The sequence below is a fragment of the Paenibacillus oceani genome (assembly GCF_014705615.1).
Taxonomy (GTDB): Bacteria; Bacillota; Bacilli; order Paenibacillales; family NBRC-103111; genus Paenibacillus_AB; species Paenibacillus_AB oceani.
In genome coordinates this window covers 163,648-187,690 of sequence record NZ_JACXJA010000015.1, presented here as the reverse complement: position 1 = coordinate 187,690, position 24,043 = coordinate 163,648, and the positions used below count along the sequence as shown (strand labels likewise).

At 53.0% G+C, this 24,043-nt stretch carries 18 protein-coding genes; 12 read left to right on the top strand and 6 right to left on the bottom strand.

Features of this window, described 5'->3' with window-relative positions:
• Window positions 1-276: 276 nt before the first annotated feature.
• Both pdxK and IDH45_RS13225 read left to right on the top strand, forming a co-directional pair.
• Window positions 277-1,095 (top strand): pyridoxine/pyridoxal/pyridoxamine kinase, encoded by an 819-nt coding sequence (gene pdxK, locus IDH45_RS13230; protein ID WP_190928291.1) that lies wholly within the window; start codon window positions 277-279, stop codon window positions 1,093-1,095.
• Window positions 1,096-1,538: 443 nt separating this feature from the next.
• Complete coding sequence (locus IDH45_RS13225; protein WP_190928289.1) at window positions 1,539-2,156, top strand: DNA-3-methyladenine glycosylase family protein; 618 nt, start codon at window positions 1,539-1,541, stop codon at window positions 2,154-2,156.
• Window positions 2,157-2,328: 172 nt separating this feature from the next.
• On the opposite strand, the gene IDH45_RS13220 is transcribed toward IDH45_RS13225, so the two are convergent.
• Window positions 2,329-3,621 carry an MFS transporter gene (locus IDH45_RS13220; RefSeq protein WP_190928287.1) on the bottom strand — a complete coding sequence of 431 codons (1,293 nt, stop codon included), beginning with the start codon at window positions 3,619-3,621 and terminating at the stop codon, window positions 2,329-2,331.
• Between the two features lie 81 nt (window positions 3,622-3,702).
• On the bottom strand, window positions 3,703-4,362 hold the full coding sequence (locus IDH45_RS13215) for an ArsR/SmtB family transcription factor (RefSeq protein WP_190928285.1): 660 nt from the start codon (window positions 4,360-4,362) through the stop codon (window positions 3,703-3,705).
• 350 nt (window positions 4,363-4,712) lie between these two features.
• On the opposite strand from IDH45_RS13215, the gene IDH45_RS13210 reads away from it, so the two are divergent.
• Complete coding sequence (locus tag IDH45_RS13210; RefSeq protein ID WP_190928283.1) at window positions 4,713-5,420, top strand: DNA alkylation repair protein; 708 nt, start codon at window positions 4,713-4,715, stop codon at window positions 5,418-5,420.
• Window positions 5,421-5,537: 117 nt separating this feature from the next.
• Here the strand turns inward: IDH45_RS13210 and IDH45_RS13205 are convergent, their stop codons facing one another.
• Genes IDH45_RS13205 through IDH45_RS13195 form a run of 3 tightly spaced genes read right to left on the bottom strand, consistent with a single transcriptional unit; the run spans window position 5,538 to window position 7,493 of the window.
• Window positions 5,538-6,356, bottom strand: a complete 819-nt coding sequence (locus IDH45_RS13205; RefSeq protein ID WP_190928281.1) for an SPL family radical SAM protein — start codon at window positions 6,354-6,356, stop codon at window positions 5,538-5,540.
• On the bottom strand, window positions 6,353-6,901 hold the full coding sequence (locus IDH45_RS13200) for a methylated-DNA--[protein]-cysteine S-methyltransferase (RefSeq protein ID WP_190928279.1): 549 nt from the start codon (window positions 6,899-6,901) through the stop codon (window positions 6,353-6,355). The genes IDH45_RS13205 and IDH45_RS13200 overlap by 4 nt, the downstream gene beginning before the upstream one ends.
• Before the next feature lie 16 nt (window positions 6,902-6,917).
• A complete protein-coding gene (locus tag IDH45_RS13195) occupies window positions 6,918-7,493 on the bottom strand; it encodes a bifunctional transcriptional activator/DNA repair enzyme AdaA (RefSeq protein WP_190928277.1) in 576 nt (191 codons plus the stop codon).
• A 193-nt stretch (window positions 7,494-7,686) separates the two neighbouring features.
• Here IDH45_RS13195 and IDH45_RS13190 point away from each other — a divergent pair, with 193 nt between their 5' ends.
• The 5 genes from IDH45_RS13190 (at window position 7,687) to IDH45_RS13170 (ending at window position 14,913) form a co-directional block, all read left to right on the top strand.
• The gene (locus IDH45_RS13190; protein WP_190928275.1) at window positions 7,687-8,163 is read left to right on the top strand and encodes a MarR family winged helix-turn-helix transcriptional regulator; all 477 of its coding nucleotides are present in this window, start codon (window positions 7,687-7,689) and stop codon (window positions 8,161-8,163) included.
• A gap of 147 nt (window positions 8,164-8,310) precedes the next feature.
• Window positions 8,311-9,690, top strand: coding sequence for a serine hydrolase (locus tag IDH45_RS13185; protein WP_190928274.1), 1,380 nt, complete (start codon window positions 8,311-8,313; stop codon window positions 9,688-9,690).
• Window positions 9,691-10,051: 361 nt separating this feature from the next.
• Window positions 10,052-11,104 carry an NAD(P)/FAD-dependent oxidoreductase gene (locus IDH45_RS13180; RefSeq protein ID WP_190928272.1) on the top strand — a complete coding sequence of 351 codons (1,053 nt, stop codon included), beginning with the start codon at window positions 10,052-10,054 and terminating at the stop codon, window positions 11,102-11,104.
• A gap of 177 nt (window positions 11,105-11,281) precedes the next feature.
• Window positions 11,282-13,102, top strand: coding sequence for an ABC transporter ATP-binding protein (locus IDH45_RS13175; protein ID WP_223836617.1), 1,821 nt, complete (start codon window positions 11,282-11,284; stop codon window positions 13,100-13,102).
• The gene (locus IDH45_RS13170) at window positions 13,099-14,913 is read left to right on the top strand and encodes an ABC transporter ATP-binding protein (protein ID WP_190928270.1); all 1,815 of its coding nucleotides are present in this window, start codon (window positions 13,099-13,101) and stop codon (window positions 14,911-14,913) included. The genes IDH45_RS13175 and IDH45_RS13170 overlap by 4 nt, the downstream gene beginning before the upstream one ends.
• An 83-nt stretch (window positions 14,914-14,996) precedes the next feature.
• Here IDH45_RS13170 and IDH45_RS13165 read toward each other — a convergent pair whose 3' ends face one another.
• Complete coding sequence (locus IDH45_RS13165; protein WP_190928268.1) at window positions 14,997-16,328, bottom strand: ABC transporter substrate-binding protein; 1,332 nt, start codon at window positions 16,326-16,328, stop codon at window positions 14,997-14,999.
• 523 nt (window positions 16,329-16,851) lie between these two features.
• On the opposite strand from IDH45_RS13165, the gene IDH45_RS13160 reads away from it, so the two are divergent.
• The 4 genes from IDH45_RS13160 to IDH45_RS13145 all read left to right on the top strand — a co-directional run bounded on the left by IDH45_RS13160 (window position 16,852) and on the right by IDH45_RS13145 (window position 24,019).
• The gene (locus IDH45_RS13160; protein ID WP_190928266.1) at window positions 16,852-18,177 is read left to right on the top strand and encodes an ABC transporter substrate-binding protein; all 1,326 of its coding nucleotides are present in this window, start codon (window positions 16,852-16,854) and stop codon (window positions 18,175-18,177) included.
• 718 nt (window positions 18,178-18,895) lie between these two features.
• A complete protein-coding gene (locus tag IDH45_RS13155; protein WP_190928265.1) occupies window positions 18,896-21,253 on the top strand; it encodes an MHYT domain-containing protein in 2,358 nt (785 codons plus the stop codon).
• Window positions 21,254-21,263: 10 nt separating this feature from the next.
• The gene (locus IDH45_RS13150) at window positions 21,264-23,657 is read left to right on the top strand and encodes a PAS domain-containing hybrid sensor histidine kinase/response regulator (RefSeq protein WP_190928263.1); all 2,394 of its coding nucleotides are present in this window, start codon (window positions 21,264-21,266) and stop codon (window positions 23,655-23,657) included.
• A complete protein-coding gene (locus IDH45_RS13145; protein WP_190928261.1) occupies window positions 23,654-24,019 on the top strand; it encodes a response regulator in 366 nt (121 codons plus the stop codon). The genes IDH45_RS13150 and IDH45_RS13145 overlap by 4 nt, the downstream gene beginning before the upstream one ends.
• Window positions 24,020-24,043: the final 24 nt, after the last annotated feature.

Genomic DNA, 24,043 nt, shown 5'->3' with positions numbered 1-24,043 from the left:
AAGTAAAATGATGCAAAAGAGTGACGGATTCTCAGTTTTTACCGCACAACCGGCCGGATCCCGTCCATAGGACCGATGATCCCAAGATCCCGAGCATGCCGCCCTTTGATTGTAACAGATCGGCTCGAGTTCGAACCAGAGCGGTTAGCAGGGCCAAACACCATCTTGATTTTCCGGACGAACGGGTGTAGGATATGAGAAACTATTAGAGATCAATCGGAGCGGAACCGCGGATACCACTAGGTGTTCCGCTCTATCGGACAGGAGAGTTCATCGATGACCGCCATTTACAAAGCTTTAACGATTGCCGGCTCGGATACTAGCGGCGGAGCCGGTATCCAGGCCGATCTGAAAACGTTCCAGGAGCGCGGCGTCTACGGGATGACCGCCCTGACGACGGTTGTTGCTCAAGATCCTCATAACGGCTGGTTCCACAACGTGTTCCCCTTACCGGTTCATGCGCTAGAGGCGCAACTCGAAACGGTTATATCCGGAATCGGGGTCGATGCTCTGAAGACCGGTATGCTCGGTTCGATCGAGATTATCGAGCTGGTGGCGCATAAGCTGGCGAAATACGGGATAACGAACGTCGTCGTCGATCCGGTCATGGTATGCAAAGGCGCGGACGAAGCGCTGCATCCGGAGACGAACGACAGCCTACGCGACGTACTCATTCCTGCGGCGCTTATCGTGACGCCGAACTTGTTCGAAGCGTCCCAGCTCAGCGGCAGACCTCCGATCCGGACGGTCGACGATATGAAGGAAGCCGCAGCCCGCATTCACGAGCTCGGAGCCCGGTATGTGCTGATCAAAGGCGGCGGCAAGCTCGATCACCCTCGCGCCTTGGACTTGCTCTACGACGGGCAGACATTCGAGACGCTGGAATCGGACAAAATCGGCACCACCTACACGCACGGGGCAGGCTGCACCTATTCGGCCGCGATTGCCGCCGAGCTTGCCAAAGGCAAACCGGTCCGGGAAGCGATTGACACGGCCAAAGCGTTTATTACCGCCGCCATCCGGCATTCGTTCCCGCTTAACGCCTATTTCGGTCCGACCAACCATGCGGCTTACCGGTTGTACGAGTCCCAATAAGACGCTTAGGCCCCCTCGTCTTCGCTTTCCAGGTGAAACGGGGGGTTTTGTGTTTGCTTGTTCATTAATAGGCAGCGGGTAGAGACCGAGTAAGGGTGGTTTGTACCCTTTATTTTGACAGAAAACCCGCCTGGGCACGGAATAAGAGCGGTTTGAGACTCATAAAATCCGCGAATCGTCTGCAGCCCCATCAGTTGGCTGAAATAAGGGCTGCAAACCGCTCTTAATGGCTCCTGTATTGGTAAAAGGCAGAGAATAGAGGCTACGAAAGACTCGTATTCTGTATTCCTGTATTTTTGTATTTTGAATTTCTTCCTTTGCAAGATTGCTATTTCACTGGCAGAGCTCGTACGAGATCACACCTATGCGATATAGTAGGAGGAGCAGCATCAAGCGAAGAGGGAGCCGCTTCTCTACCCTTGCCTTACACCGGAGGAACAACCATGCATTCCATACAAACCAGGTTTTTCAACTACGGGCAGGAACAGACCGACTACTTGAAACAAGCTGACCCGGTAATTGGAGCGGCCATATCGCGGATCGGGAAGATAGAGCGTGTTGTGATGCCCGACCCGTTCACCGCGCTCGTATACGCGATAGTCGGACAGCTGATATCGGCCAAAGCCGTACATACGATCTGGGAGAACATGCAGACCCAGCTCGGGGAGCTGACGCCGCAACGTCTGTCATCCGTAACGGCGGACGATATTCAGCGCTGCGGCTTAACGATGAAAAAAGCGGTCTGCATTCATCAGATCGCGGAAGCCATTGTTCAAGGAAAGCTCGATTTGAATGAACTGAACGAGCTTCCGGACGAGGATGTGATACGAAAGTTAATGGCATTAAAAGGTGTGGGCAGATGGACGGCCGAAATGCTGCTTCTCCATGCTTACGAGCGTCCGGATATTGTCAGTTGGGGAGACATCGCGATACGGCGGGGGATGATGAAGCTGTACGGGCTGGACGCCTTGACGAAGGATCAGTTCGAACAGTACCGCACAGGCTATTCGCCCTACGGCTCAGTGGCTTCCCTCTACTTGTGGGTGATCTCGTTCGAATAACAAAGATGACGATTGACCGTATGCAAAACGATAAAAATGTCGTTCACGGAATTCGAGAACGAGGGGCACGTATCGATGTGGCCGGTGATGATCAGCCGGGCACTGCGTTTCGCTTTTCAACCGTAAAAGGCCGTCCCTCCAGTCATCACAAGTGATGGGGGGCGGCCTTTTCTTAATTTCCTTTACGTTGGGACCAGATCACAACAGGGATTAGCAGCAAGGACAGAAAACCTCCGGCCAGCGAAAGCGCCGCATAACTGGATTGCGCGACCACCATACCGGACAACGCTCCGCCCGAAGCTCCCGCCAAAGCAATCAGCACGTCCACCGAGCCTTGCGTTTTGGCGCGGTTCGACATCGTCGTAGCGTCGACGATCAGCGCTGTACCGCTAATCAAGCCAAAGTTCCAGCCCAATCCAAGCAGGATTAAGGCGATCGTAAGGAGCGGCAACGAATGGGCTGGCACGACAGCCGCCATAACGCCGGCCGCGAGCAATGTGACTCCGGCCGCGACAGCCATCCAGGTACGGCCGATCTTATCGACGAGATAGCCGGTGAGCAGGGACGGCAGGTACATGGCGGCAACATGGAAGCCGATCACAAGTCCGAATTGTCTCAAGCCGTGTCCATGGTGACCCATATGCACAGGCGTCATCGTCATAATGGCGACCATTACGATCTGGGTGAACACCATGATCGAAGCTCCGGCTACTATACCGCTTTTGTTTGCAGCCGCAAGGCCGGAGCTGTCGCCGGTACGCGCCGCTTCGCCCGTTGCGGGCGCTTCGGCGATTGCTTTTGCCACGAGCAGCGGATCAGGCCGAAGAAATAACAGAAGGATCAACCCCGCCGTAAGAAAAGCGGCTGCCGCCAATATGAACGGCCCTGCAAGCGCCGGAACCCCGATGCCGGTTGCAAAACGGCCCATCGTATCAACGAGATTCGGCCCTGCGACCGCTCCCAGTGTAGTCGAGACGAGAGCGATGCTGACCGCTGTGGCCCGCTGCTTGGCCGTCGCCAGATCGGTCCCTGCATAACGCGCTTGCAGGTTGGTTGCCGTACCGGCTCCATAAATGAACAAAGAGACCAGAAGAAAAACGATATTGTGGGTTACCGCAGACAGGACGACCCCGATCGCGCCGATTCCCCCGGTCATAAAACCTGCGGCAAGACCGATTCGCCGTCCCATCCGCTGTGAAATCCGGCCTACGATCAGCGCCGCCCCGGCGGAGCCCAGGGTGAACAGCGCGGACGGGATACCGGCAAAGCCGTCCGTGCCCAGCATGTCTTGAGCGAGAAGCGCGCCGACCGTTACGCCTGCGGCGAGTCCGGCCCCTCCGAATATTTGGGAGAGAACCACGATGATCAGGGTACGGCGATACAACTGCCGCCGTCTCTCGGGAGAGGCGATATACGACTGGATGTAAGCCGGTTGTTGATTGATAAGTTTGTTCGCTGGTTGCATGATGAATGCCCGCCTTTCCTGGCTTGCCAGTCTGGAATGTAGTGAAGTGCCGGTTTAACTTAAGCTGCGTTCGGATGGCTATTATTCCGCAGGCTTGACGAATTGCTTCCAGTCATGAACGCTTTCCTCCAACCGGTACGCCTTGAATCCGTTGGCCTGCAACAATTCAACGGCTTCCACGGACATCAGGCAGTAAGGACCTCTGCAGTAAGCGATTATATCGGAGTTCGTCGGCAGGGCGGCGAGCCTCTCTGCCAATTCTTCGATCGGAATCGATACGGCACCGGGGATATGCGCCGCCTCGTATTCCGACTTGGGCCGCACGTCGATCAGCATAACCTCGCCCCGTTCCATCCGCCTGTGAAGCTCTGTCAGCGATACGGCTTCCATTCCGGCATGATTCGATATAAACTCCTTTTTAATCTGCTGCACCTGGACGAGCTGCTTCTCCGACAGACGGTGCAAGCCGCCCATAAACCCGGATACCTCACCGCCGGCTAATTCGTAAATAACGAAGTTACCTTGCTTTTTGTAGTTCACCAGTCTTGCCTGATGAAGCGTCTGCAAATGCTGGGAGACGTTGGCGACACTCATCCCGGTATCTCTGGCCAGACCTTCGACCGACTTGGGGCTATGCGCCAACAAGTCCAGAATCTCCAGACGTTTTGGACTCGACAAACATTTCCCGATACGGGCAAATTCTTGATACAGCTTATCCTTTATAGCTCGATCGATTGTCATCGCTCCATCACCTCAACTATTCAATAGTATAATTGAATAGTTGTATTTTAATCGATACTGGAAGAAGCGTCAACAGAAACCGAATCAGGGAAACTTTCATAGTAATGTTCGCGATCGGGTTAAATCGGACGATACGACCTGTCGGGGCAACTCACCCTATGACAATTTCGTGATCTTGCTGTTCTATTCGAGAAAGGTCTCCCGCGAGCCTAGATTCAGGTATACTGGCTGTACGAGCGTAAGACGTGCAGCGCGCGAATCGCCGTGCCGTCATCCGGGCCGACCAACAGGGAGACCGAGAAGCCGCAAGGCACGGACGAGCGGAATTAGAGAACGGGAAGGTGATCAGGATGGAGCTGTCGATCAGAGAACAATTGCTGGAGCTGGCGGACGAGGAATACCGGACGTTTTCCGCTTCGCTGATCCCCACGATTGATCATGTGATGGGTGTTCGTTTGCCGGAGCTTCGCAAATTGGCCAAAACAATCGCGCGTCGTGATTGGCGCAGTTATCTGAAGCAGGCCGACGGCGATTATTTCGAGGAAGTGATGCTTCAAGGGATGGTCATCGGGTATGCCCAGGCGGAGCTGGAGGAGCTTCTGGCTCTGGTAGCGGATTTCGTTCCCAAAATCGACAACTGGTCGGTTTGTGACAGTTTCTGTACGGGGCTGAAGTTCACCTCTGTGAACAAGGCGAGCGTGTGGGCGTTCATCCAGCCTTATTTGCGGTCGGAGAGCGAATACGAACTACGGTTTGGCGTAGTCATGCTGTTAATGTACTATACCGATAAGCCGTATATTCAGTCTGTCCTGAGCTTGCTGGACTCGATCCGGCATGAGGGTTATTATGTGAAAATGGCGGTTGCCTGGGCGATCTCCGTCTGTTATGTGAAGCAGCCCGAGCCGACGATGCATTATTTGCATAACCATTCGCTTGACGCGTTTACTTACAACAAAGCATTGCAGAAAATAACGGAGTCGAACCGGGTCCATCCGGACATGAAAAAGACGATTCGGCGGATGAAGCAAACCGGCACCAAGCGTCATAACGACTCGTAGTTGCGGCGAGCACGCGAAAAGCGGCGTCTCATCTGGAGTTAAATCGAATGATGGCGCCGCCGTAGCCGTTACCCGGTATGTTCCAATATCAAGGAAAGTCAGGATAGGGGAGGTGACTTATGGCTCGAAGCCTTGTTGGCTGACGAACAGTTCGTCCTCGGCAAAGATTTGCTGCAACCGCTCGATGACGATCCGGTAGGCGTCCGGATGGTACCATTCCTCCAACCCGAGCTCCTTGTACTTTTGAATGATGCCCAGGCTTTTGGTTCGTTTCCCGCCGCTTCCGTCCCCCATAAAATAATCGTCCACACAAACGCGGTTTACTAGCGGACGCAACGTGTGCGCAAAGGAGTCGCTGCTCGGCAGCATCGGCGCTATCGTAGCCTGGGTCGGAATGCCGGCATCAGTCAATATCTCCAGCGTTTTTAATCTCGCCGCGATCGGCGGGGCATAGGGAGAGAAATGTTTGCGGATTTCTTCCCGATCGGTTTCCACCGTTATGCTTACTCTCACGTTGGACCCTAGCCGGGCCAGCAGATCGATATCTCTGCGTACGAGCGGACTGCGGGTCTGGACGAATAAGAAATCCGGCGGATCGGCAACCATAACTTCAAGCAGCGACCGGGTAACGTTCTCCTTGTATTCGATAGGCTGATACGGATCGGTGCTGGAGGACATGAAGATGGTGACGGGACCTTTGGACTTCGCTTTTTGCAGCTCTTTCCGGAAGACGTCTGCCGCATCGCTTTTAATATCGACCCAGCTTCCCCAAGCTTTGCCGCGGAACGTGGATACCGGCATTTGCCGGACGTAACAATAGGAGCAGGCGAACGTACAGCCTGTATACGGATTTAACGAATGGCTGTAGCCGGCCAGGAAGCCTGTCCCTTTGTTAAGAAGCGATTTTGGAGTTTTGTGTGTATACTCAGGGTTCATCGCCGCACGGCTTCCTTCGAATACGAGACGTTCCGCTCCAGTTCAAGCAGTTTCGTCTTCATCTCGAGCCCGCCCCGGTAGCCGGTCAACGCCCCGTTTTTCCCGATGACGCGATGGCAGGGGACCGTGATCAGATTCGGGTTGGCCCCGATCGCCGCTCCTACGGCACGCACCGACGACGGCTTCCGGATCATCTCCGCGATATCGGTGTACGTTCTCGTTTGCCCGTAAGGGATGTCGCCGAGCGCTTTCCATACAGCAAGCTGAAAAGGGGTGCCTCGCAAGTCGGCAGGGGCCGTGAAGCTTTCGCGAGCGCCTTCCAAATATTCGATCAGCTCGTCTGCATACCGCTGCGTCATCCGGTCGTCGCGAACGAGCGCGCTGCCTGGATAACGGGCGGCTGCCCAGTCGGCCAGCTCCTGGAAGGAGCGGTTTTGCGAGCCTACATAACATAAGCCTTTTTCCGTCGCCCCGATATGCATGTTCCAATCTTGATAAGCGAGCAGCGACCAGTAGAGCGGTGCCGCATTAGAGCTTTTTTCCATAAATAAAAATCCTCCTTCAGGACCGGGTTGCCGGGTCGTGGCGGTAGCTCGCCGGCGTATGCCCGGTTTTCTTTTTGAACAACGTGATGAAATACGGAGTATTCGACAAGCCCACGCCATGGCCCACCTCGGATACCGGCTTCGATGTTCGGATCAGCTCAGCTTTGGCTTTTTCGATACGAATATCTTGAATATACTCCACCGGCGTTTTTCCTTTCACTTTTTTGAAGGTACGATGGAGATGATAAGGCGTACCGTGGCAGATCGCCGCAAGCGTATCCAGCGTCAGCGGCTCGGCGTAATGGTTGTCGATATAGTCGGTTACCAGCGATATCCATTCTTCGTCAGGCAGCCGTAGCCCCGTCGGCTTGCATCGTTTGCATGGCCGGTAACCTGCGGCTACAGCTTGTTCCGGCGTATGAAAAAGTCCGATATGTTCTTGCTTCGGCGGTCTTGATTTGCAGGAAGGACGGCAAAAGATGCCTGTCGTTTTTACTGCGTAAAAAAAATGGCCGTCATAGGACGCATCGTTGCTGACGACAGCCTGCCATTGTTCCTCCGTCAGCGGCTGCGGACCGGGCTGCTGATTCATGTGGGTTCACCTCTATCCAAAGTATAACTCTAAAATGCGGTTTTTGTACGTTTTAGCAGATGGAATAGCAAGATAGCGAAATAATGAGCTTGTTGGTACGACCAAAATCTTTTGAAAGCTCGATTGCTATTGGCAGAAAATCGAGGTAAAATAGTTAAGGTGACTTAACTATGAAGGATGCGAACCTATTCCGATGGAGACCACGAGGGAAGACTTGATCCGGATCGTCAAAGAGATGAATGAAGCGGACTACTCGATGAATGTAATGCTGTTTCAAGCCCATGAAGAGCTGCTGGAGAGTGAAATAACGGCAAAGCAGACCATTCTGCTCGAGCATGTCCATAAGCACAACCAGATGACGGTTAGCGAACTTGCCGAGCGGATGAACGTTTCGTCCAGTGCGGTAAGCCAGATCGTCAGCAAGCTGGAGAAAGCGAATTATGTGACCCGTGAGATCAACCGGAGCAATCGCAGGGAAATTCTTGTTCGTCTTGCGCAGCGCGGGACGGACTATTTCGTCAAGCAGGATCATCTGGAGCGGACGATCATCGAGCGTTATTACTCGCAACTCGACTTCGATGAAGTCGTTGCGATGAAGAACACGATCTTGAAGCTGAAGGCGATCGTGGAGAAGGAAGTAAACGGCGATGGCAGCAAAACGATAAAATAAACACTGCCATCGCCTGTCAGCAGGGACAATCGTCGACAGGTACCGGCGTTTCCTTTTGTACGATAGTTAAGTCGCCTTAATAGTTTACATATGATTAACATTATAGCCAGTCTGACTGTCATAAACCTTAGACGAGGAGAGGGTTCGATGAATACCAAACGGGAGAAGCTGGAGCAATTGTTTGCCGAAATCGATCGGCAGGGCGGAGTTAACGGGGTTTTCATGGCGGCGGAGCGAGGTGAAGTGATTTATGAAGTGGCATTCGGTTTCGCCGAACGATCTTCGGGACGCCGGTTGACGACAAATACCGTATTCGAGCTCGCTTCGTTGTCGAAGCCGTTCACCGCTTTGGGTGTGATCCTTTTGGAAGAACAGGGAAAGCTCGCCTATGACGATCCCGTTTCGCTGTGGATTCCGGAGCTACCATACCCGGGAATTACTGTAAGGCAGCTGCTTGGCCATACTTCAGGTTTGCCCGACTATATGGAGCTGTTCTTGACGCATTGGGACCGGACCCGGATAGCAACGAACGCGGACGTGCTGGATATGTTGATCCGCTACCAGCCACCAGTTTATTTCGAACCCGGTGAAAGCTGGTTATACAGCAATACAGGGTATGTGCTGCTCGCCGTCCTGATCGAGCGAATATCCGGACTTACGTTCGCGGAATATATGCGAAGCCGCATTTTTCGTCCGCTTGGGATGGCCCGCACAAGCGTTCATAACAGGAGGTACCGCCCTGAAACGATTTCCGATTACGCTTACGGATACGTCTTCGACTTTCATTCCGGAGAGTATAAGCTGCCCGACGATATCGGAGATACGCAGTATGTCAGATTTTTGGACGGCATTCAGGGTGACGGCACCGTCAATTCGAATATGTGCGATTTGCTGAAGTTCGACCGGGCTTTGTACACAGATTCGCTCGTGAGCAGACGGTCCCTGGATCAGGCGTTTGCGCCAGTACCGTTCAATAACGGGGAAACCTTCGATTACGGTTTCGGCTGGATTCTGGAGCAGAAGGAAGGGAAGGGCAGAGCGGTTCTTCACAGCGGAGGCTGGCCGGGTTATGCGACCGTGATGATCCGGTATATCGATGCCGATATGACGCTGATTTATTTGAGAAACCGGGAGCAGGCCGTTGAATTCGATCAGGCTGTCATATCCGCCGCCGAACATATATTGCTGGAACTCCCCTATGACATTCCCCAGCTTCCTCCGGAACAAAAAATCGCGTCGTTCGACCGTAAGCTATACGAGCGTTATGTCGGAACGTACCGGATTGGAGAAGAAGGGAGCGACGGAGATTCGACAATCGCTCAAGTCCTCATCGAGGAAGACCGGCTCTTTTTGCAGATAACCGGCAAAGTGCGTCTGGAGTTGTATCCATCGACGCAAACCCGTTTCTTCGTCCGGCTTATACCGGTTGAAGTCGAATTCCTGTGCGACGGGGGTGGGAAAGCGGAGAAGCTGATTGTGATCCAGGAGGATGCCGAGACGCCGGGAGTGCGGATCGGAGAAGGGTAGACATTCCGGACACCCGTTTATGCGGCAATTTCAAAATGAGTTTAGTTTGGTTTTGTTTACGTTTGGTTTGGCCCGCATCTTGCGGGCTTTTTGGCGTGTGGCAGGCGGGCGACAGGTTCAAAACCGGCGGCATGAAGAGCGTTGGCAGCATTCCGTACCTGACTCCGGTTAGGAGTAGAATTCAACATTTCCCAGCAACTGCAAATTCTTATTGAAAAGTTCGTTTTCTTTGATATAATTACGATAATGATAATCATTATCACTATTATGAATTGGTTTTGGATTCAGATGACTAACGTTAGCGGACGATTCCATGAAGCTAGGCGGATTTCCCCCATTACCTGCAGAGGAGCAAATAAATATGGATACGAATCTAGTTTTCGACGTTACGATTATCGGCGGAGGTCCGGCCGGACTGTTTGCTGCATTTTATAGCGGTTTGCGCGAAATGTCTACGAAAATCATCGAATATCAGCCGTTTCTCGGCGGCAAGGTTCATGTTTATCCGGAGAAAATGATCTGGGACGTCGGCGGCTTAACCCCGGTTTCCGGAGCCCAACTGATCGATCAGCTGACCGCTCAAGGAACGACCTTTAACCCTGAAGTCGTGCTAGGGGAGAAGGTGACGTCGATTACGAAGGATGAACAGGGAACATTCGTGCTGCATACGGCCTCAGGGAACGAGCATTATTCCCGGACGGTTCTTCTTGCGGTAGGGGGCGGCATCTTAAAGCCGACCAAATTAACGATCGACGGGGCAGAGCGGTTTGAAGTAACGAATCTGCATTATACGGTGAAGTCGCTCGCCCGCTTTCAAGGCAAGACGGTGCTCATCTCGGGCGGCGGGAATGCGGCGATCGACTGGGCGAACGAACTGGAGCCGATTGCGAAGAAGGTGTACTTGACCTACCGGAAAGACAATCTGAAAGGCCACGAGGCGGAAATCTCCAAGCTGCTTGCTAGCTCTGTCGAATGTTTGTTGAACACGTCGATCGAAAAGCTGATTGCCTCGCCCAACCATGAAACGATCCAAAAGGTGCTGCTCAAGCATAGCGAGGACGATACGGAAACCGAGCTGGAGATCGATGAAGTCATCATCAATCACGGCTACGAGCGGGACAAAGATCTGCTGCAAAATAGCAAAGTAAAAATCGCGATGGAAAAAGAATACTGGATCGCCGGAAGTCCAATGAGCGAAACGTCGGTAGACGGGTTGTATGCAGCAGGCGATATTTTGCACCATGAAGGCAAGCTGCATCTCATCGCGGGCGCTTTCCAGGATGCCGCAAACGCCGTAAACAAGGCCAAACAATACATAACTCCCGACGCGAACGCTTACGGGATGGTATCGTCCCATAACGATCTGTTCGCACAAAAAAACCGTGAGCTGATGAAGCATTTGTATACGAAATAAGCTCCGGAAATCATAGACGATACTTCGCATTTACGATCCGATTGACAAGTGCGAAGCCAGGTCTGCAGGCCGATAACGCCCGCGGGCTTTTTTCTATTTGCTACAAATCGCTCTATTTCATGAGACCTAATATATGGAAGTAACGTAGTATTTTAGGAATGAATGAGACTAATAGCGATGGAGGGGACTAAACTGATACTTACCGGCAGAAAATATGGAATCCGGGACACGATTCGAATCCCGTTCCAGTGTGCGCCGATTTTGACGGTACTGGCCATTTTGCAGACGTTATTGGCGGGGGCGGCGCCAACGATGCAAATCGTAGCGACGGCATCTTTTATCGATAACGCCCTATCAATCGTTCAGAACGAATCGGACTTGTCGCTTATTTATCCGTCTATGCTCGCCGTTGTTGCTTTAATCGCCTATCAATGGATGGCAAGGCAATGGACAGCGTTGATTCAGGTCAGGCTGGAGCTTTCCATCCGCGAGCAGTTTCGTACGGCCATCACAGAAAAACGGGCGAAGCTGGCTTACCGGCATATCGAAAATCACGGGACGTGGGACTTGATCTCGCGAATAGCCGCAGCACCGGAAACGAAGATCAGATCCGCCTTCACCGACCTCCTGGCCATCGTCTCCAAAGCGATCCAGGTCACGGGAATTCTGATTCTGCTTCTTACCCAAGTATGGTGGGCGGCTCTGCTGATCCTGGCGCTGACGGCGCCCCTGTTCGTCCTGGAGATCAAGAGCGGACGCTCGACGTACGAGGCCGGCCGTGAAGTATCCAAGTATAAGAGAAGATACGAATATTTGACCGAAGTGTTGACAGGCCGCGAGGCGGTGGACGAGCGAACGTTATTCGGGTTCGGCGGACCCGTCGGAGAACGCTGGTATCGCCACTACGAGACGGCACGGAGCATCGAATTCCGCACGGAACGGAAATGGTTTATTAAAATGAAAGCCGGAAGCGTGCTGACCGCGACTGTCTCGATGCTGATCATCATGGTGCTGATCGGACCTGTGATTGCAGGAGCGGTCACGATCGGTATGTTCATCTCTCTGGTGAACGCCGTCTTCGGCATCGTCCAGATGATGTCGTGGCAGCTCACCGCCAATGTGGATCAACTGACGAAACACCGCGAGTATTTAAAAGACTTGACCGAATTCGTACAGCTTGAAGAAACGGACGGAGCGGCGGCAGCTCCGGTATTTCCGGCGCCGGTGTTCGAATCGCTTGAGTTCAGAGAAGTCAAATTCGTTTATCCGGGCATGCAGGCGCCGGTCCTAAACGGACTTTCGTTTCGGATACAAGCCGGTTCCCAGTATGCATTTGTCGGCGTGAACGGAGCGGGGAAGACGACGATTATGAAGCTGCTTATGGGGTTATACGACCTGTACGAAGGCGAGATTCTTTTGAACGGCAAGCCCATTTCCGAATACGGGCAGCATGAACTGAAAGCGTTTTACTCGGTCGTTTATCAAGATTTCGCCAAATATTACATCCCGCTGAAAGACAATATCGCGGTAGGGGATGTGAATCGGCTGCATCACGACGCCGAAGAGGTTACGTTAGCGCGGATTCGCCAGACCGCCGGTCAAGTGAGCTTGCATACGCTTGAGCAAAAACTGCCTAAGGGAATCGAGACGCCGCTCGGCAAAATCAAAACGGGCGGTCAGGACGTCTCCGGAGGCGAATGGCAGCGGATTGCGATGGCGAGAGCTCTTCTGAATCCCGCACCGATCCGCATACTGGACGAACCGACGGCGGCGCTGGACCCGATCGGCGAAAGCAAGCTGTATGAGCAGTTTGAGCAGATCAGTAGAGACAAAACAACGTTGTTCATCAGTCATCGTCTGGGCTCAACGCTGCTGGCCGATATCATATTCGTGATCGGTGACGGACGGGTTATCGAGCAAGGCAGCCATCCGGAGCTAATGAAAGCCCGGGGTGTATATGCCGGGATGTATGAGAGCCAGAGGAGCTGGTATCAATGAAGAAGAACGATTACGCGTCAGCCGGCAAGCCGATCTCGCTGTTTACCGTATTGAGAATGCTTTTTCCGTTCGCTCTCGCTTCGTTTCCGGTATTGTTTCTGCTTACGAATGCGGTCGGTATTGCTCACGGGGCATCGTTCGGATTAAACACGTTCCTATCGCAGCTTTTTTTCGATTCGGTTACGAAGGCCGTCAGCCAGCAGACCGGGTTGTCCGTCGTATTAGGGTTGGCGGCTGCTCTGGGCGCGGCGACGATCGGTTCCGAGATTTTGAACGGATTGCATAACTTTATGGGCAAAACCTACTACCGGAAGATGATCGGTTATTTAAGCTTACGGATGAATGAAAAAGCTTCGAGGCTCGATCCGATCGTATACGAATCTCCGGAGCTTCTGGACGATATTAATAAAGCAAACGAGGGGATGACCAACAGTCTCGGCTTATTGTTTACAACCGTTACGATTTTCACGTTTTATATCCCGTATTTTATTTTTATGGGATTTTATTTGTATACCTTAAAGCCGATCCTTGCCCTTTCCTTGATCCTCGTTTTTATCCCTGTCGTAATCTCTCAATTGATACGGGGGGCGGTATTCGCGGGGCTGGAGGATCAGGCTGCGCCGATCCGGCGGGAGTTCGAATATGTGGAGCGCTGCATCTGCGACAGGGAGTATTACAAGGAGACCCGTATTTTGGGGGCATTTGCGTTTTTCATAGACTTGTACCGATCCGCACTATCGCTGCTTGCGGTCAAAACCTGGAGAGCGGAACTAAGGACTCGGCTGTTGGAGCTTGGGATGAAAATGGTGACATTGGCCGGATATTTCGGTATCTTGTACATGCTGGTCGCCGCAATGCTGGATGGGGAAATCAGCATCGGTTCCTTTGCCGCCGTATTTGCTTCTATCGGTTTTATGTTCGGGATGATGGAGGAAGTGATTACGAGTCAAATCGGGAGTATGACGAAAAACCTCGGCACCGTGCGAAACTTCATCCGTTTCTTGAAGCTGCCGGAGCGATCCGGCGAAGAAGCGCGGATAAACGCTGGCGACGGCGTTGTTCTGAGCGACGTTTCTTTTCGCTACCCCGGGGCCGATAGCGAATCGTTGTCGGACATAACGCTGGAGCTGAAGAAGGGGGAGACCATCGCCATCGTCGGCGAGAACGGGGCCGGCAAAACGACCCTCATCAAACTAATGACCGGCCTATACGTGCCAAGCACAGGTGTAGTGCGGATAGGGGGCGCCGATACGAGGAACGTCTCCGCCAAGTCGGTGTACCGGGAAATAACGGCCGTATTTCAGAAATACCAGCGGTACAAGATGACGCTGGAGGATAATATCCGTATCAGCGATCCGGATGAAGGGGAGCGCCGGTCGAAGCACGGCTTACAGCTCGCCGTTCGGAAAGCGGATCTGGACGTGAATGCCGGGGCATTTCCGGACGGTCACGCCACGATGCTCTCCCGGGAATTCGACGGAGTGGATTTGTCGGGCGGGTTATGGCAGCGGGTTGCGATCGCCAGAGGGTTTTATCGCATACATGGCATGATCGTGCTGGATGAACCGACGGCGGCTATCGATCCGATCGAAGAATCGAACCTGTACAAGAAGTTCGCGGAAATCGCCAAAGACAATACGGCGATCATCGTCACCCACCGGCTGGGCTCGGCCAAAATCGCCGACCGGATCGTCGTTCTGGATCAGGGGCGGATTGCTGAGACAGGCACGCATGATGAACTGATGCGCAAGACCGGTAAGTATGCCGAGATGTTCAGCGCTCAGGCGCAGTGGTATTCCATACAGCATTAAGCAAAAGCAACAGGCTGCCGATTCCGTTCGGCGGCCTGTTGGGCACGGATAGGTGATGAGTGCTCACAAAGATGATCGTCGAACTATTGATTTTTCTTTTCCTCGATAAACTTGTTCGCTTTCTCGTTCGCTGTACGCAGGGCGGTATTGATGTCGACGTTTTCCTGGATGACGCTTTTGAGCGCATCGTTCAGAAATCCGTAGATGTTCGGATCGTATTTGGACGCTTGCGGCAATGGCGCAGGGGTGACGTTGAATATCCCAGACAAGTTTTTGCCTTCGAAAATTTTCATATCGCGGGCGTATTGCTTGCGAAGCTCCTTGTCTTTCATAATCGTCAACCGAGCACGCTGGTTCATATCTTTTTGCGCTTCCTCGCCGGTTAACAGCTCGATGACTCGGTAGGCCGCTTCCCGGTTTTTGGCAGCCTGGGGCACCATCAAGAGATGGAAATCGACTTCGCGTCCGATTCCCGGCCGGTCGTTATAGGACGGATAACTGATCATATCCCAGTTGAACTGCTTGCCGGGCTCGTCCGGCGTAGTCAACTGGGTGGCGAAGGAGTCGAGCCAATACGGGTAAAGCGCCAGCTTCCGTTCTTTGAGGAAATAGGCGACCCCGTAGACGTACCGTTTGTTCGGATCGATCACTTGTCCGGGGTAATCGAAGATCTGTTTTGCTTGTGCGAACACTTTTTGGAAGCCCTCGGTCGTGAGATCGGCCTTTTCCCGGCTTTTATCGAGCAGAGGCAGCGAATAGGCGCGGGACAAAGCGAGCGCGGGGCCCGGATCGATACCGATATATTGGGTGCCGTCATCATAACGCGTCACTTTTTGCGACAGGTCGATCAACTGATTCCACGTCATATTGTCTTTCGGGTACGGGACTCCGAATTTGTCGAAGATGTCTTTGTTATAAGCGACTAATCCGTAGTTGAGCGAGAAGGGGATGCCGTACATTTCTCCGTTTTTTCCGTAAATGCCTTCTCCGTATCCTTTGACCACATTGACGGCTTCCGGCTCGAACTTGCTCAGATCGATAGTTCCCCGCTTGATCAGATCGCGCAAGTCGCTGCCGAGACCGAGATCGAGAGGCTGGATCAAATAATAGTTGCTTGTGATGATCAGATCCGGAATCTCGCCGGCGGCCGCGAGTTCTTCCAGCTTGCGCCCCTTGATCAGCTCGACGGACACGTTCGGATACTTTTTTTGGATCGGCTCGATGAACGTTTTGTTCAGATCATGGTCCGTATTAATACCGGCTCCGTGATTAAACAGTGTAAGAGTTACGGTCTGCTTGGCGAAATCGTCATCTTTCAACATGACATTTATCTGGTTGTCCGACTTGCCGCAAGCCCCGACCGTCAGCGCAATCAAGATGCCGATCCCGACCGACTGCACGTGTTTCATTCGCATAATCATTGTCCTCCTTCTCCGGATCAACTTGTGAAAAGTCGCCACTTCCCGACAACGTACAGGTGCCCCCGGCGCCTGTAAGAGCGTACCCGGTTTGACGTTGGTAGCGATTTCATTCCCAATTATATCCTTTAAGAAATAATATTTCAATACGAAGTTTAAATCATAAAATTATATTTCCGAAACTTCCGGATTTCTCGTTTTCAAGAAAAAAATAGTTGCATTATTTCGTTTTCTGTATAATAATAAGAAACAAGGTTTCAGTCATCCCTATTGATGAAAGCGTTTAAAAGTTAGGTTAAGGGTGGAGTCCACGAGAGAACCCCGAGGCCATTACGTCTGTTTCGCCAGCCGGCGGAGCGGGTGTTTTGCCCGAGGTTTTTTTTGTTCCATTTTTTCCTGATTCGGCGTGAAGGGGGTGATTTCTATACATCTTGCCTATCGATATCCGTCACATACGGATTTGTAGTCGTAAGTCGGGGTAACCGCTTTATCCAATACGAATCCTGGAGGGGGACTTCATATGAACGAGTATTTGAAAGGGTTTTCATTAGGTTCGATTATCGCCGCGCTGGCCATCACGGGCTGTTCATCCGGGCAAGGCAGCCAGGGAGGGGATACGCCGGTCAAGGAGTCCGGTTTTGTCGTCTCGACGGAGCCTGTTACTTTGAAGTTTTATGTCAACGTAACGAGATTGTCGGAACTGGAGTTTCAAAACTATTTCGTCGATCCGCTCAAAAAGAAATATCCGCATATTACGCTTCAGAAGCTCGAAGGAGAGATCGATAAGCTGGTTGCCGCTGGGGATGTGCCGGATCTGATTATGTCCGATAACGACTGGCATATGCCCTTGAAGCATCTGGATCTGCCGATGGATCTGACCGAGCTTGTGAAGAAATCGGGTCTGGACTTGAACGTGTTCCTCCCTGAATCGATTCAGGCGATCCGCAATCTCGACCCGAAGGGCGGACTGGAAGGCATACCGCTGTTCCTGAATACGGGAGCGCTTTTCTACAATAAAGACTTGTTCGATAAGTTCGGGGTTCCGTATCCGAAGGACGGCATGCTCTGGAGCGAAGTGCTGGAGCTGTCCAGGAAATTAACGCGCAAGGAAAACGACGTTCAATATATCGGATGGGACCCCCGGTTCCCCGATCACTTGATCAGCCCGTACTCGCAGGAATTTGTCGATCCGAAGACGAACAAAGCTCTGATCGATATTCCGCATTACCGGAAAATATTCGAATTGTTCAAGCAAGTGTACGACCAGCCCGGCTACATCGGTCCGAAGAATGAATACGCTTACGGACCGGGCGGATTCGTATCCACGCATATATTGGCGATGCAGGCGGACTGGGTAAGCAAGCTGGTAAGCGACCTGCTTCAGGCCGAGGCGAAAGGCGCCGCACCGAACTGGGATCTCGCCACGGTGCCTAATTTCGAAGATACGGTCGGCAAGGGTCGTCATGCGCTGGCGGATATGCTGATTATTACGAAACCTAGCAAGTATAAGGAACAAGCGATGCAAGTAATTCAAATGTTAACGTCGCAAGAGCATCAAATCATGATGACCCGGGACGCCAGACTTACGGTCATGAAGGACAAGGAAGTTCAGAATCAGTTCGGCGCAAACAATCCGTCCTTAAAAGGAAAAAATATTGCGGCGATCTACAAGTACCCGCCGTCCAAAACTCCGCAGCCGCATATTGCCGACAAGGAAGTGCAAACGGTTATCCGCAACATCCGCAAAGAGATGGCCGTCGGCAAAAAGGACATCAACACGGTGCTCCGGGAAGGTCAGGAGCTGGCCGACAAGAAAATTGCGGAGATGGCCTCTATGATGAAATAGTAGGCGGGAGAAGCTACTATGCTATTGCTCCTTAACCGTTCAATCCGCCCTAAGCAGCTCGCATCCTTTATGAGGGATGCGAGTTTTTATGTACATTAAATGTCTTCAACGGGTTAAGCGGAGAAGGGATCATTTTCACTTGTTGAGTCAGCAAGGGTCGCAGATCGCTTTTTAGGTGGCCGTTTCGTCTGTTCGTCTGCACCTTCCGCCATGCTGCAAGCGGAGAAGGAACCGAATAGGAGCGGTTTGTACCCGTTATTTTGTTCATAATCTGTTTGGAGGGGGAAATAGGAGCGGTTTGTAGCTGCTAATATCCGCGGAAAGGGTAAAACGCAACGAGTAGGGCGGGATAAGAGGTGCAAACCGCCTCTATTCGTCTTTATTGTCCCCACATGCCGAAGATAGAGGATGGCAAAGACTCTTATTATGTGATAGTGCCGGTATGCATTCCGTTTGAACGAAGCCGAATATGCCCTGCCCGAAAAAATTACTTCATTAATAGATGTGACTGGATGCGCGCTGCTTGACGTCGTGCCGGACTATAACTTTTCGTAAAATGTTTCCAAGCATTGTAGTATAATAGAGGAGTCTAAGTGCCCATTGATTCCCAGATTGCTAGTTCGGTAGTATGATCGGATTGCCAAGGGTTCGATTGATTTCGACGTTATTTCTCAAAATCCGCTAACGCCATTAGGAGCTTAATGGGGAGGGACTAAAAATGGAACATATACACGGCTCGCATGATCCGGTACTGGTCGTATTTTCGTATATCGTAGCCGTGGTAGCTTCCTATACGGCGCTCGATCTGACAGGCAGAATCAGCACTGCGGAACGAATCAGGCGCTGGTTATGGCTGCTGTTCGGCGCAGCCGCTATGGGGCTTGGCATATGGTCGATGCATTTTGTCGCTATGCTCGCCTTATCGCTGCCCATCCCGGTTGCTTATGATCTCAGACTCGTAACGGTTTCGGTGCTGCCTTCGATTGCCGGGTCATTCGTCGCTTTATATGTAGTAAGCCGCAGCAAAAGGCTCGGAGCGCGAGCGTTATGGGGAGGCGGCCTGCTGCTGGCTGCCGGCGTATCGAGCATGCATTATATCGGCATGGCGGCCATGCAGATCGGCATAAGGTATGATCCGCTGCTGTTCGGCCTATCAATAGTAATCGCGATAGCCGCTTCCGTAACCGCGTTGTGGCTGACGTTTTACTTTCGTGTGGAAGGACAGCGCGGGGAAGGCTGGAAGAAGCTCGGCAGCGGCCTGATTATGGGGGCGGCGATCGCGGGCTTGCATTATACGGGCATGCTGGCGGCCAATTTTACGACGAGCAGCGATCCGGATCTGGCGGCAGGCGTCGTGCTGGATCAGAAGTGGCTCGCTTATTTCATATCGGGCGGCACTTTATTCACTCTGGGCTTGTGCCTGCTCGGCATCTTCGTATCCAAACGGTTCTACTTGAAAGATTCGGAGATTCTGCTGAAGTCCAAAGAAATATACAGGATGAACGAAGAATTGCTGCAGCTGAACGGGCATCTGGAGCAATTGGTGAAGGAACGTACGGCCCAGCTGGAGAAGGCGCATGACGAAGCGATTCGCGCGAACCGGATCAAAAGCCAGTTTCTGGCCAATATGAGTCACGAGCTGAGGACGCCGCTTAACGCCATTATCGGATATAGCGAAATGCTTCAGGAGGATGCAGAGGATCTCGGAGAGGCCGGTTTCGTCGAAGATTTGGGGAAAATCAGCCATGCCGGTAAACATTTGCTTGCGCTGATCAACGATATTTTGGACATCTCGAAGATCGAAGCGGGCAAGATGGAGATTTACTTCGAAACCTGCAATCTGCCGGAGCTGATTCAGGACGCGGCGGATACGGTCGCTCCGCTTATGGAAGCGAACGGGAACCGTCTGGAGGTGCATCGCCTGGAAGGTGAGATTACCACCGATGTGACGAAGCTCAGGCAAATTCTGATCAATTTGCTGAGCAATGCAGGCAAGTTTACGAAGCAAGGCCAAGTCGTTCTGAAGGTCGACCGGGAAGCGAGAGACGGCGAGCCGGGGTACCGGTTCAGTGTGCAGGACAGCGGAATCGGCATGTCGCCCGAACAGATGGACAAGCTGTTTCAGCCCTTCACCCAAGCCGACAATTCCACTACGCGCCAGTATGGCGGTACCGGACTCGGACTGGCGATCAGCCGTCGGTATTGCGAACTGATGGGCGGCGATATCCGTGTCGAGAGCAGTCTCGGGGCCGGCAGCACCTTCGTATGCTGGCTTCCGGCATCCCGTACGGCTCCAGCGCTTAACGAGCAGGCGGTTGGACCGGTTGCCGATTCCGAAGCGGAGACGAACTCCGCCCGGATTCTTTTGATTGATGACGAGATATCGAGCGAACAACTGCTTCAGCGGTACCTGGCCAAGGAAGGCTGGACAGTCGCCTACGCCGACAACGGGCAGAAAGGGCTGGCCTTGGCGAAAAAGCTTCGCCCCAAGGTGATCTGCCTCGACATTCTGATGCCCGGCATGGACGGCTGGAGCGTGCTGGCCCTGCTCAAAAACGACCCGGACACGAAGGACATTCCCGTTGTCATCTGGTCCATGTCGAGCGATAAACAGCTCGGCTTCGCGCTTGGCGCCGCCGAATATTTGGTCAAGCCCGTACAACGGGAGCAGCTCGTCTCGGTTATCGATAAATACGTGGACAAGAGCGGACAGCATTCGGTTCTGGTCATCGAGGACGACCAGTCGGCCAGCGAGCTTGCCGCCAGGCTGCTGCGCAAGGAAGGCTATCTCGTAACGGTAGCCGGAAACGGAGCGATCGCCTTGGATAGCTTGACGCGGCACCAGCCTTCGCTGATTTTGCTGGATCTGATGATGCCGCAGATGGACGGTTTCCAATTTATTGAGGAGCTGCAGAAAATCGAGGCTTGGCGGGACATCCCGGTTATCGTCATCACGGCGAAAACCGTAACGGCCGAGGACCGCGTCAAGCTGAACGGTTACGTGCAGAACATTATACAGAAGGGCGGATTCACCCCGCAGTCGCTGCTTGCGGAAATCAGACCGTATCTGGTCTAGGAGGGCCGGATTGGCGAGCAGGGGGAAGACGAATCGTATTCCAATCACCGGATGGGAGCTGACAGCTATGTTATCGGATCTGAAAGATGTCAAATACGCATTATCCGCCATCGAAGCATCATCAATCGTGTCGATCACGGACCACGAAGGCACGATCACATATGTGAACGATCATTTCTGCGAAATATCCCAATACGAACGGAAGGAATTGATCGGAGTTAATCATAGGGCGGTCAATTCCGGCTATCATGCGCAGGAGATTTTCACGCATCTGTGGGAGACGATCGGCGCGGGACAAGTGTGGAAAGGGGAAGTGAACAACCGGGCGAAGGACGGCAACGATTATTGGGTGAATCTGACGATCGTTCCGTTTGTTAACGACGAAGGCATCGTCTATCAGCACGTTGCGATCGGGACCGACATTACGAAGCGTAAACAAAACGAAACGAAGCTGCTGCAGATGATGGAAAACTTGCGCGATATCGAAAATGCGCTGGACGAATCCTCGATTGTGGCGATCACGGACGCGAAGGGCGTCATTACATACGTTAACGAGAAGTTTTGCGAAATATCGAAGTACGATCGGATCGAGCTGATCGGCAAGACGCACCGGGTCATCAATTCGGGCTATCACCCTAAATCGTTTTTCCAAAACATGTGGGAGACGATCAAAAAAGGAGGGGTCTGGAAAGGCGAGGTTAAAAATCGGGCCAAAGACGGTAGCGAATACTGGATGAATACGACAATCGTGCCTTTTGTCGACGAGAACGGCAGCCCTCATCAATTCATATCGATCCGCTCCGATATTACGGATCGCGTCAAGGCGGAAGCCGCTCTCGCCGAGCGGACCGAACAGCTCGCCAGAGCGCGCGACGAAGCGGTCAAGGCAAGCTTGATCAAAAGCCAGTTTCTGGCGAATATGAGCCACGAGCTGCGAACCCCGCTGAATGCGATTATCGGCTACAGCGAGATGCTTCAGGAGGAGGCGGAAATTTTAGGGGAGCCGGAGTTCGCGGAAGATTTGGCGAAGATCAGCAAAGCCGGCAATCATCTGCTTACCCTGATCAACGATATTTTGGATATTTCCAAAATCGAAGCCGGCAAGATGGAGCTTTTTCCCGAACCGTGCAGTTTGCCCGATCTGGTTCAGGATACGATCGCTACGATTCGTCCGCTCGTGGAGAATAAAGGCAACAAGCTGCTGGTGAAATGCGAGCACGAAGGGATGATTACGGCCGATGTGACGAAGCTCCGGCAAATTTTGATCAATTTGCTCAGCAACGCCAACAAGTTCACCGATGCCGGCACGATTACCTTTAAAGTGGTGAAGGCACCCAGGAACGGACGAGCCGGGTACTGCTTCAGCGTGCAGGATACGGGGATCGGCATGTCTTTGGATCAGCTCGACAAGCTGTTTCAGCCGTTCACCCAAGCCGATGCTTCGACGACAAGGAAGTACGGGGGGACGGGACTCGGGCTTACGATCAGCCAGAGGTACAGCCGGCTGATGGGCGGCGATATCCGGGTGGAGAGCAGCCTGGGTGAGGGCACGCTGTTTACTTGCTGGCTGCCGGCGGCCCCGCAGGATGTAATCGACACGACGATGTGGATGGATACGCCGGGCACCGCGGAAGAGGAGGGAGGCGAGATCAGCATCCTGTTAATCGACGACGAAGCTTTTAACCGGGAGCTGATGGAACGGTACGTAGCCAAAACCGGCTGGACGGTCGCTTATGCGGACAGCGGGCCGGAAGGGCTGCGGCTGGCGAGGAAGCTTCGTCCGAAGGTGATCTGCCTCGACATTCTCATGCCCAGCATGGACGGGTGGAGCGTGCTGTCCGCCCTGAAGAACGACCCGGAGCTGGCGGATATCCCGGTTGTCATCTGGTCGATGACGAGCGACAGGCAGCTCGGCTACACGCTTGGCGTATCGGAATATTTGACGAAGCCGGTTGAACGGGACCGGTTAATTAAAGTGATGGAGAAATATATCCCTTCCAGCGAAGAGCACCATGTTCTCGTCATCGAGGACGATGCGACGGCCAGCGAGCTGATGACCCGCCTGCTGCTGAAGGAAGGATATGCGGTCTCCCGGGCCGGCAATGGGCGTATCGCGCTGGAGCAGATGGCCGCTGCGGTTCCTTCGCTCATCTTGCTGGATCTGATGATGCCGGAGATGGACGGGTTTGAATTTATAAGCGAGCTGCGCAAGGAGGAGAGCTGGAAGGCTGTACCGATCGTGGTAGTGACGGCGAAGACGGTTACGCCCGAGGAACGGGAGAAATTAAACGGGTATGTGCGAAACATTGTCCAGAAGGGCTCGTTCGATTTTAATTCGCTGGCTGCGGAGATTCGCCGAATTTTAACGCCGATGAATGAAAGCGCGGAGGGAAAATGCCAATGATCACCGTACTTCTGGTCGAAGACAACGAAATGAATCGGGACATGCTCTCGAGACGGCTGGAGCGCAAAGGGTACCGGATCGTCACCGCTGAAGACGGCGCGCAGGGAGTGGAGCTTGCGGCTCAGCTTCAGCCGGATCTGATCTTAATGGATATGAGCTTGCCGATTCTGGACGGATGGGAAGCTACCCGGTTGTTGAAAAACCGATCGGATACAAGCTCGATCCCGATTATCGCCTTGACCGCCCATGCGATGGCCAGCGACGAAGAAAAGGCTTACCAGGCCGGGTGCGACGATTTCGACACGAAGCCGGTGGTGCTCGATCGATTGCTGGAGAAGATGCGTCACGCACTCGAGAACTGATACCGCCTCATCCAGGCCCGCATA

Bases quoted from the DNA above. Each gene is read 5' to 3' on its own strand.
- pdxK (WP_190928291.1), top strand. From the start codon at position 277: ATGACCGCCATTTACAAAGCTTTAACGATTGCCGGCTCGGATACTAGC.
- IDH45_RS13225 (WP_190928289.1), top strand. From the start codon at position 1,539: ATGCATTCCATACAAACCAGGTTTTTCAACTACGGGCAGGAACAGACC.
- IDH45_RS13220 (WP_190928287.1), bottom strand. From the start codon at position 3,621: ATGCAACCAGCGAACAAACTTATCAATCAACAACCGGCTTACATCCAG.
- IDH45_RS13215 (WP_190928285.1), bottom strand. From the start codon at position 4,362: ATGACAATCGATCGAGCTATAAAGGATAAGCTGTATCAAGAATTTGCC.
- IDH45_RS13210 (WP_190928283.1), top strand. From the start codon at position 4,713: ATGGAGCTGTCGATCAGAGAACAATTGCTGGAGCTGGCGGACGAGGAA.
- IDH45_RS13205 (WP_190928281.1), bottom strand. From the start codon at position 6,356: ATGAACCCTGAGTATACACACAAAACTCCAAAATCGCTTCTTAACAAA.
- IDH45_RS13200 (WP_190928279.1), bottom strand. From the start codon at position 6,901: ATGGAAAAAAGCTCTAATGCGGCACCGCTCTACTGGTCGCTGCTCGCT.
- IDH45_RS13195 (WP_190928277.1), bottom strand. From the start codon at position 7,493: ATGAATCAGCAGCCCGGTCCGCAGCCGCTGACGGAGGAACAATGGCAG.
- IDH45_RS13190 (WP_190928275.1), top strand. From the start codon at position 7,687: ATGGAGACCACGAGGGAAGACTTGATCCGGATCGTCAAAGAGATGAAT.
- IDH45_RS13185 (WP_190928274.1), top strand. From the start codon at position 8,311: ATGAATACCAAACGGGAGAAGCTGGAGCAATTGTTTGCCGAAATCGAT.
- IDH45_RS13180 (WP_190928272.1), top strand. From the start codon at position 10,052: ATGGATACGAATCTAGTTTTCGACGTTACGATTATCGGCGGAGGTCCG.
- IDH45_RS13175 (WP_223836617.1), top strand. From the start codon at position 11,282: ATGGAGGGGACTAAACTGATACTTACCGGCAGAAAATATGGAATCCGG.
- IDH45_RS13170 (WP_190928270.1), top strand. From the start codon at position 13,099: ATGAAGAAGAACGATTACGCGTCAGCCGGCAAGCCGATCTCGCTGTTT.
- IDH45_RS13165 (WP_190928268.1), bottom strand. From the start codon at position 16,328: ATGCGAATGAAACACGTGCAGTCGGTCGGGATCGGCATCTTGATTGCG.
- IDH45_RS13160 (WP_190928266.1), top strand. From the start codon at position 16,852: ATGAACGAGTATTTGAAAGGGTTTTCATTAGGTTCGATTATCGCCGCG.
- IDH45_RS13155 (WP_190928265.1), top strand. From the start codon at position 18,896: ATGGAACATATACACGGCTCGCATGATCCGGTACTGGTCGTATTTTCG.
- IDH45_RS13145 (WP_190928261.1), top strand. From the start codon at position 23,654: ATGATCACCGTACTTCTGGTCGAAGACAACGAAATGAATCGGGACATG.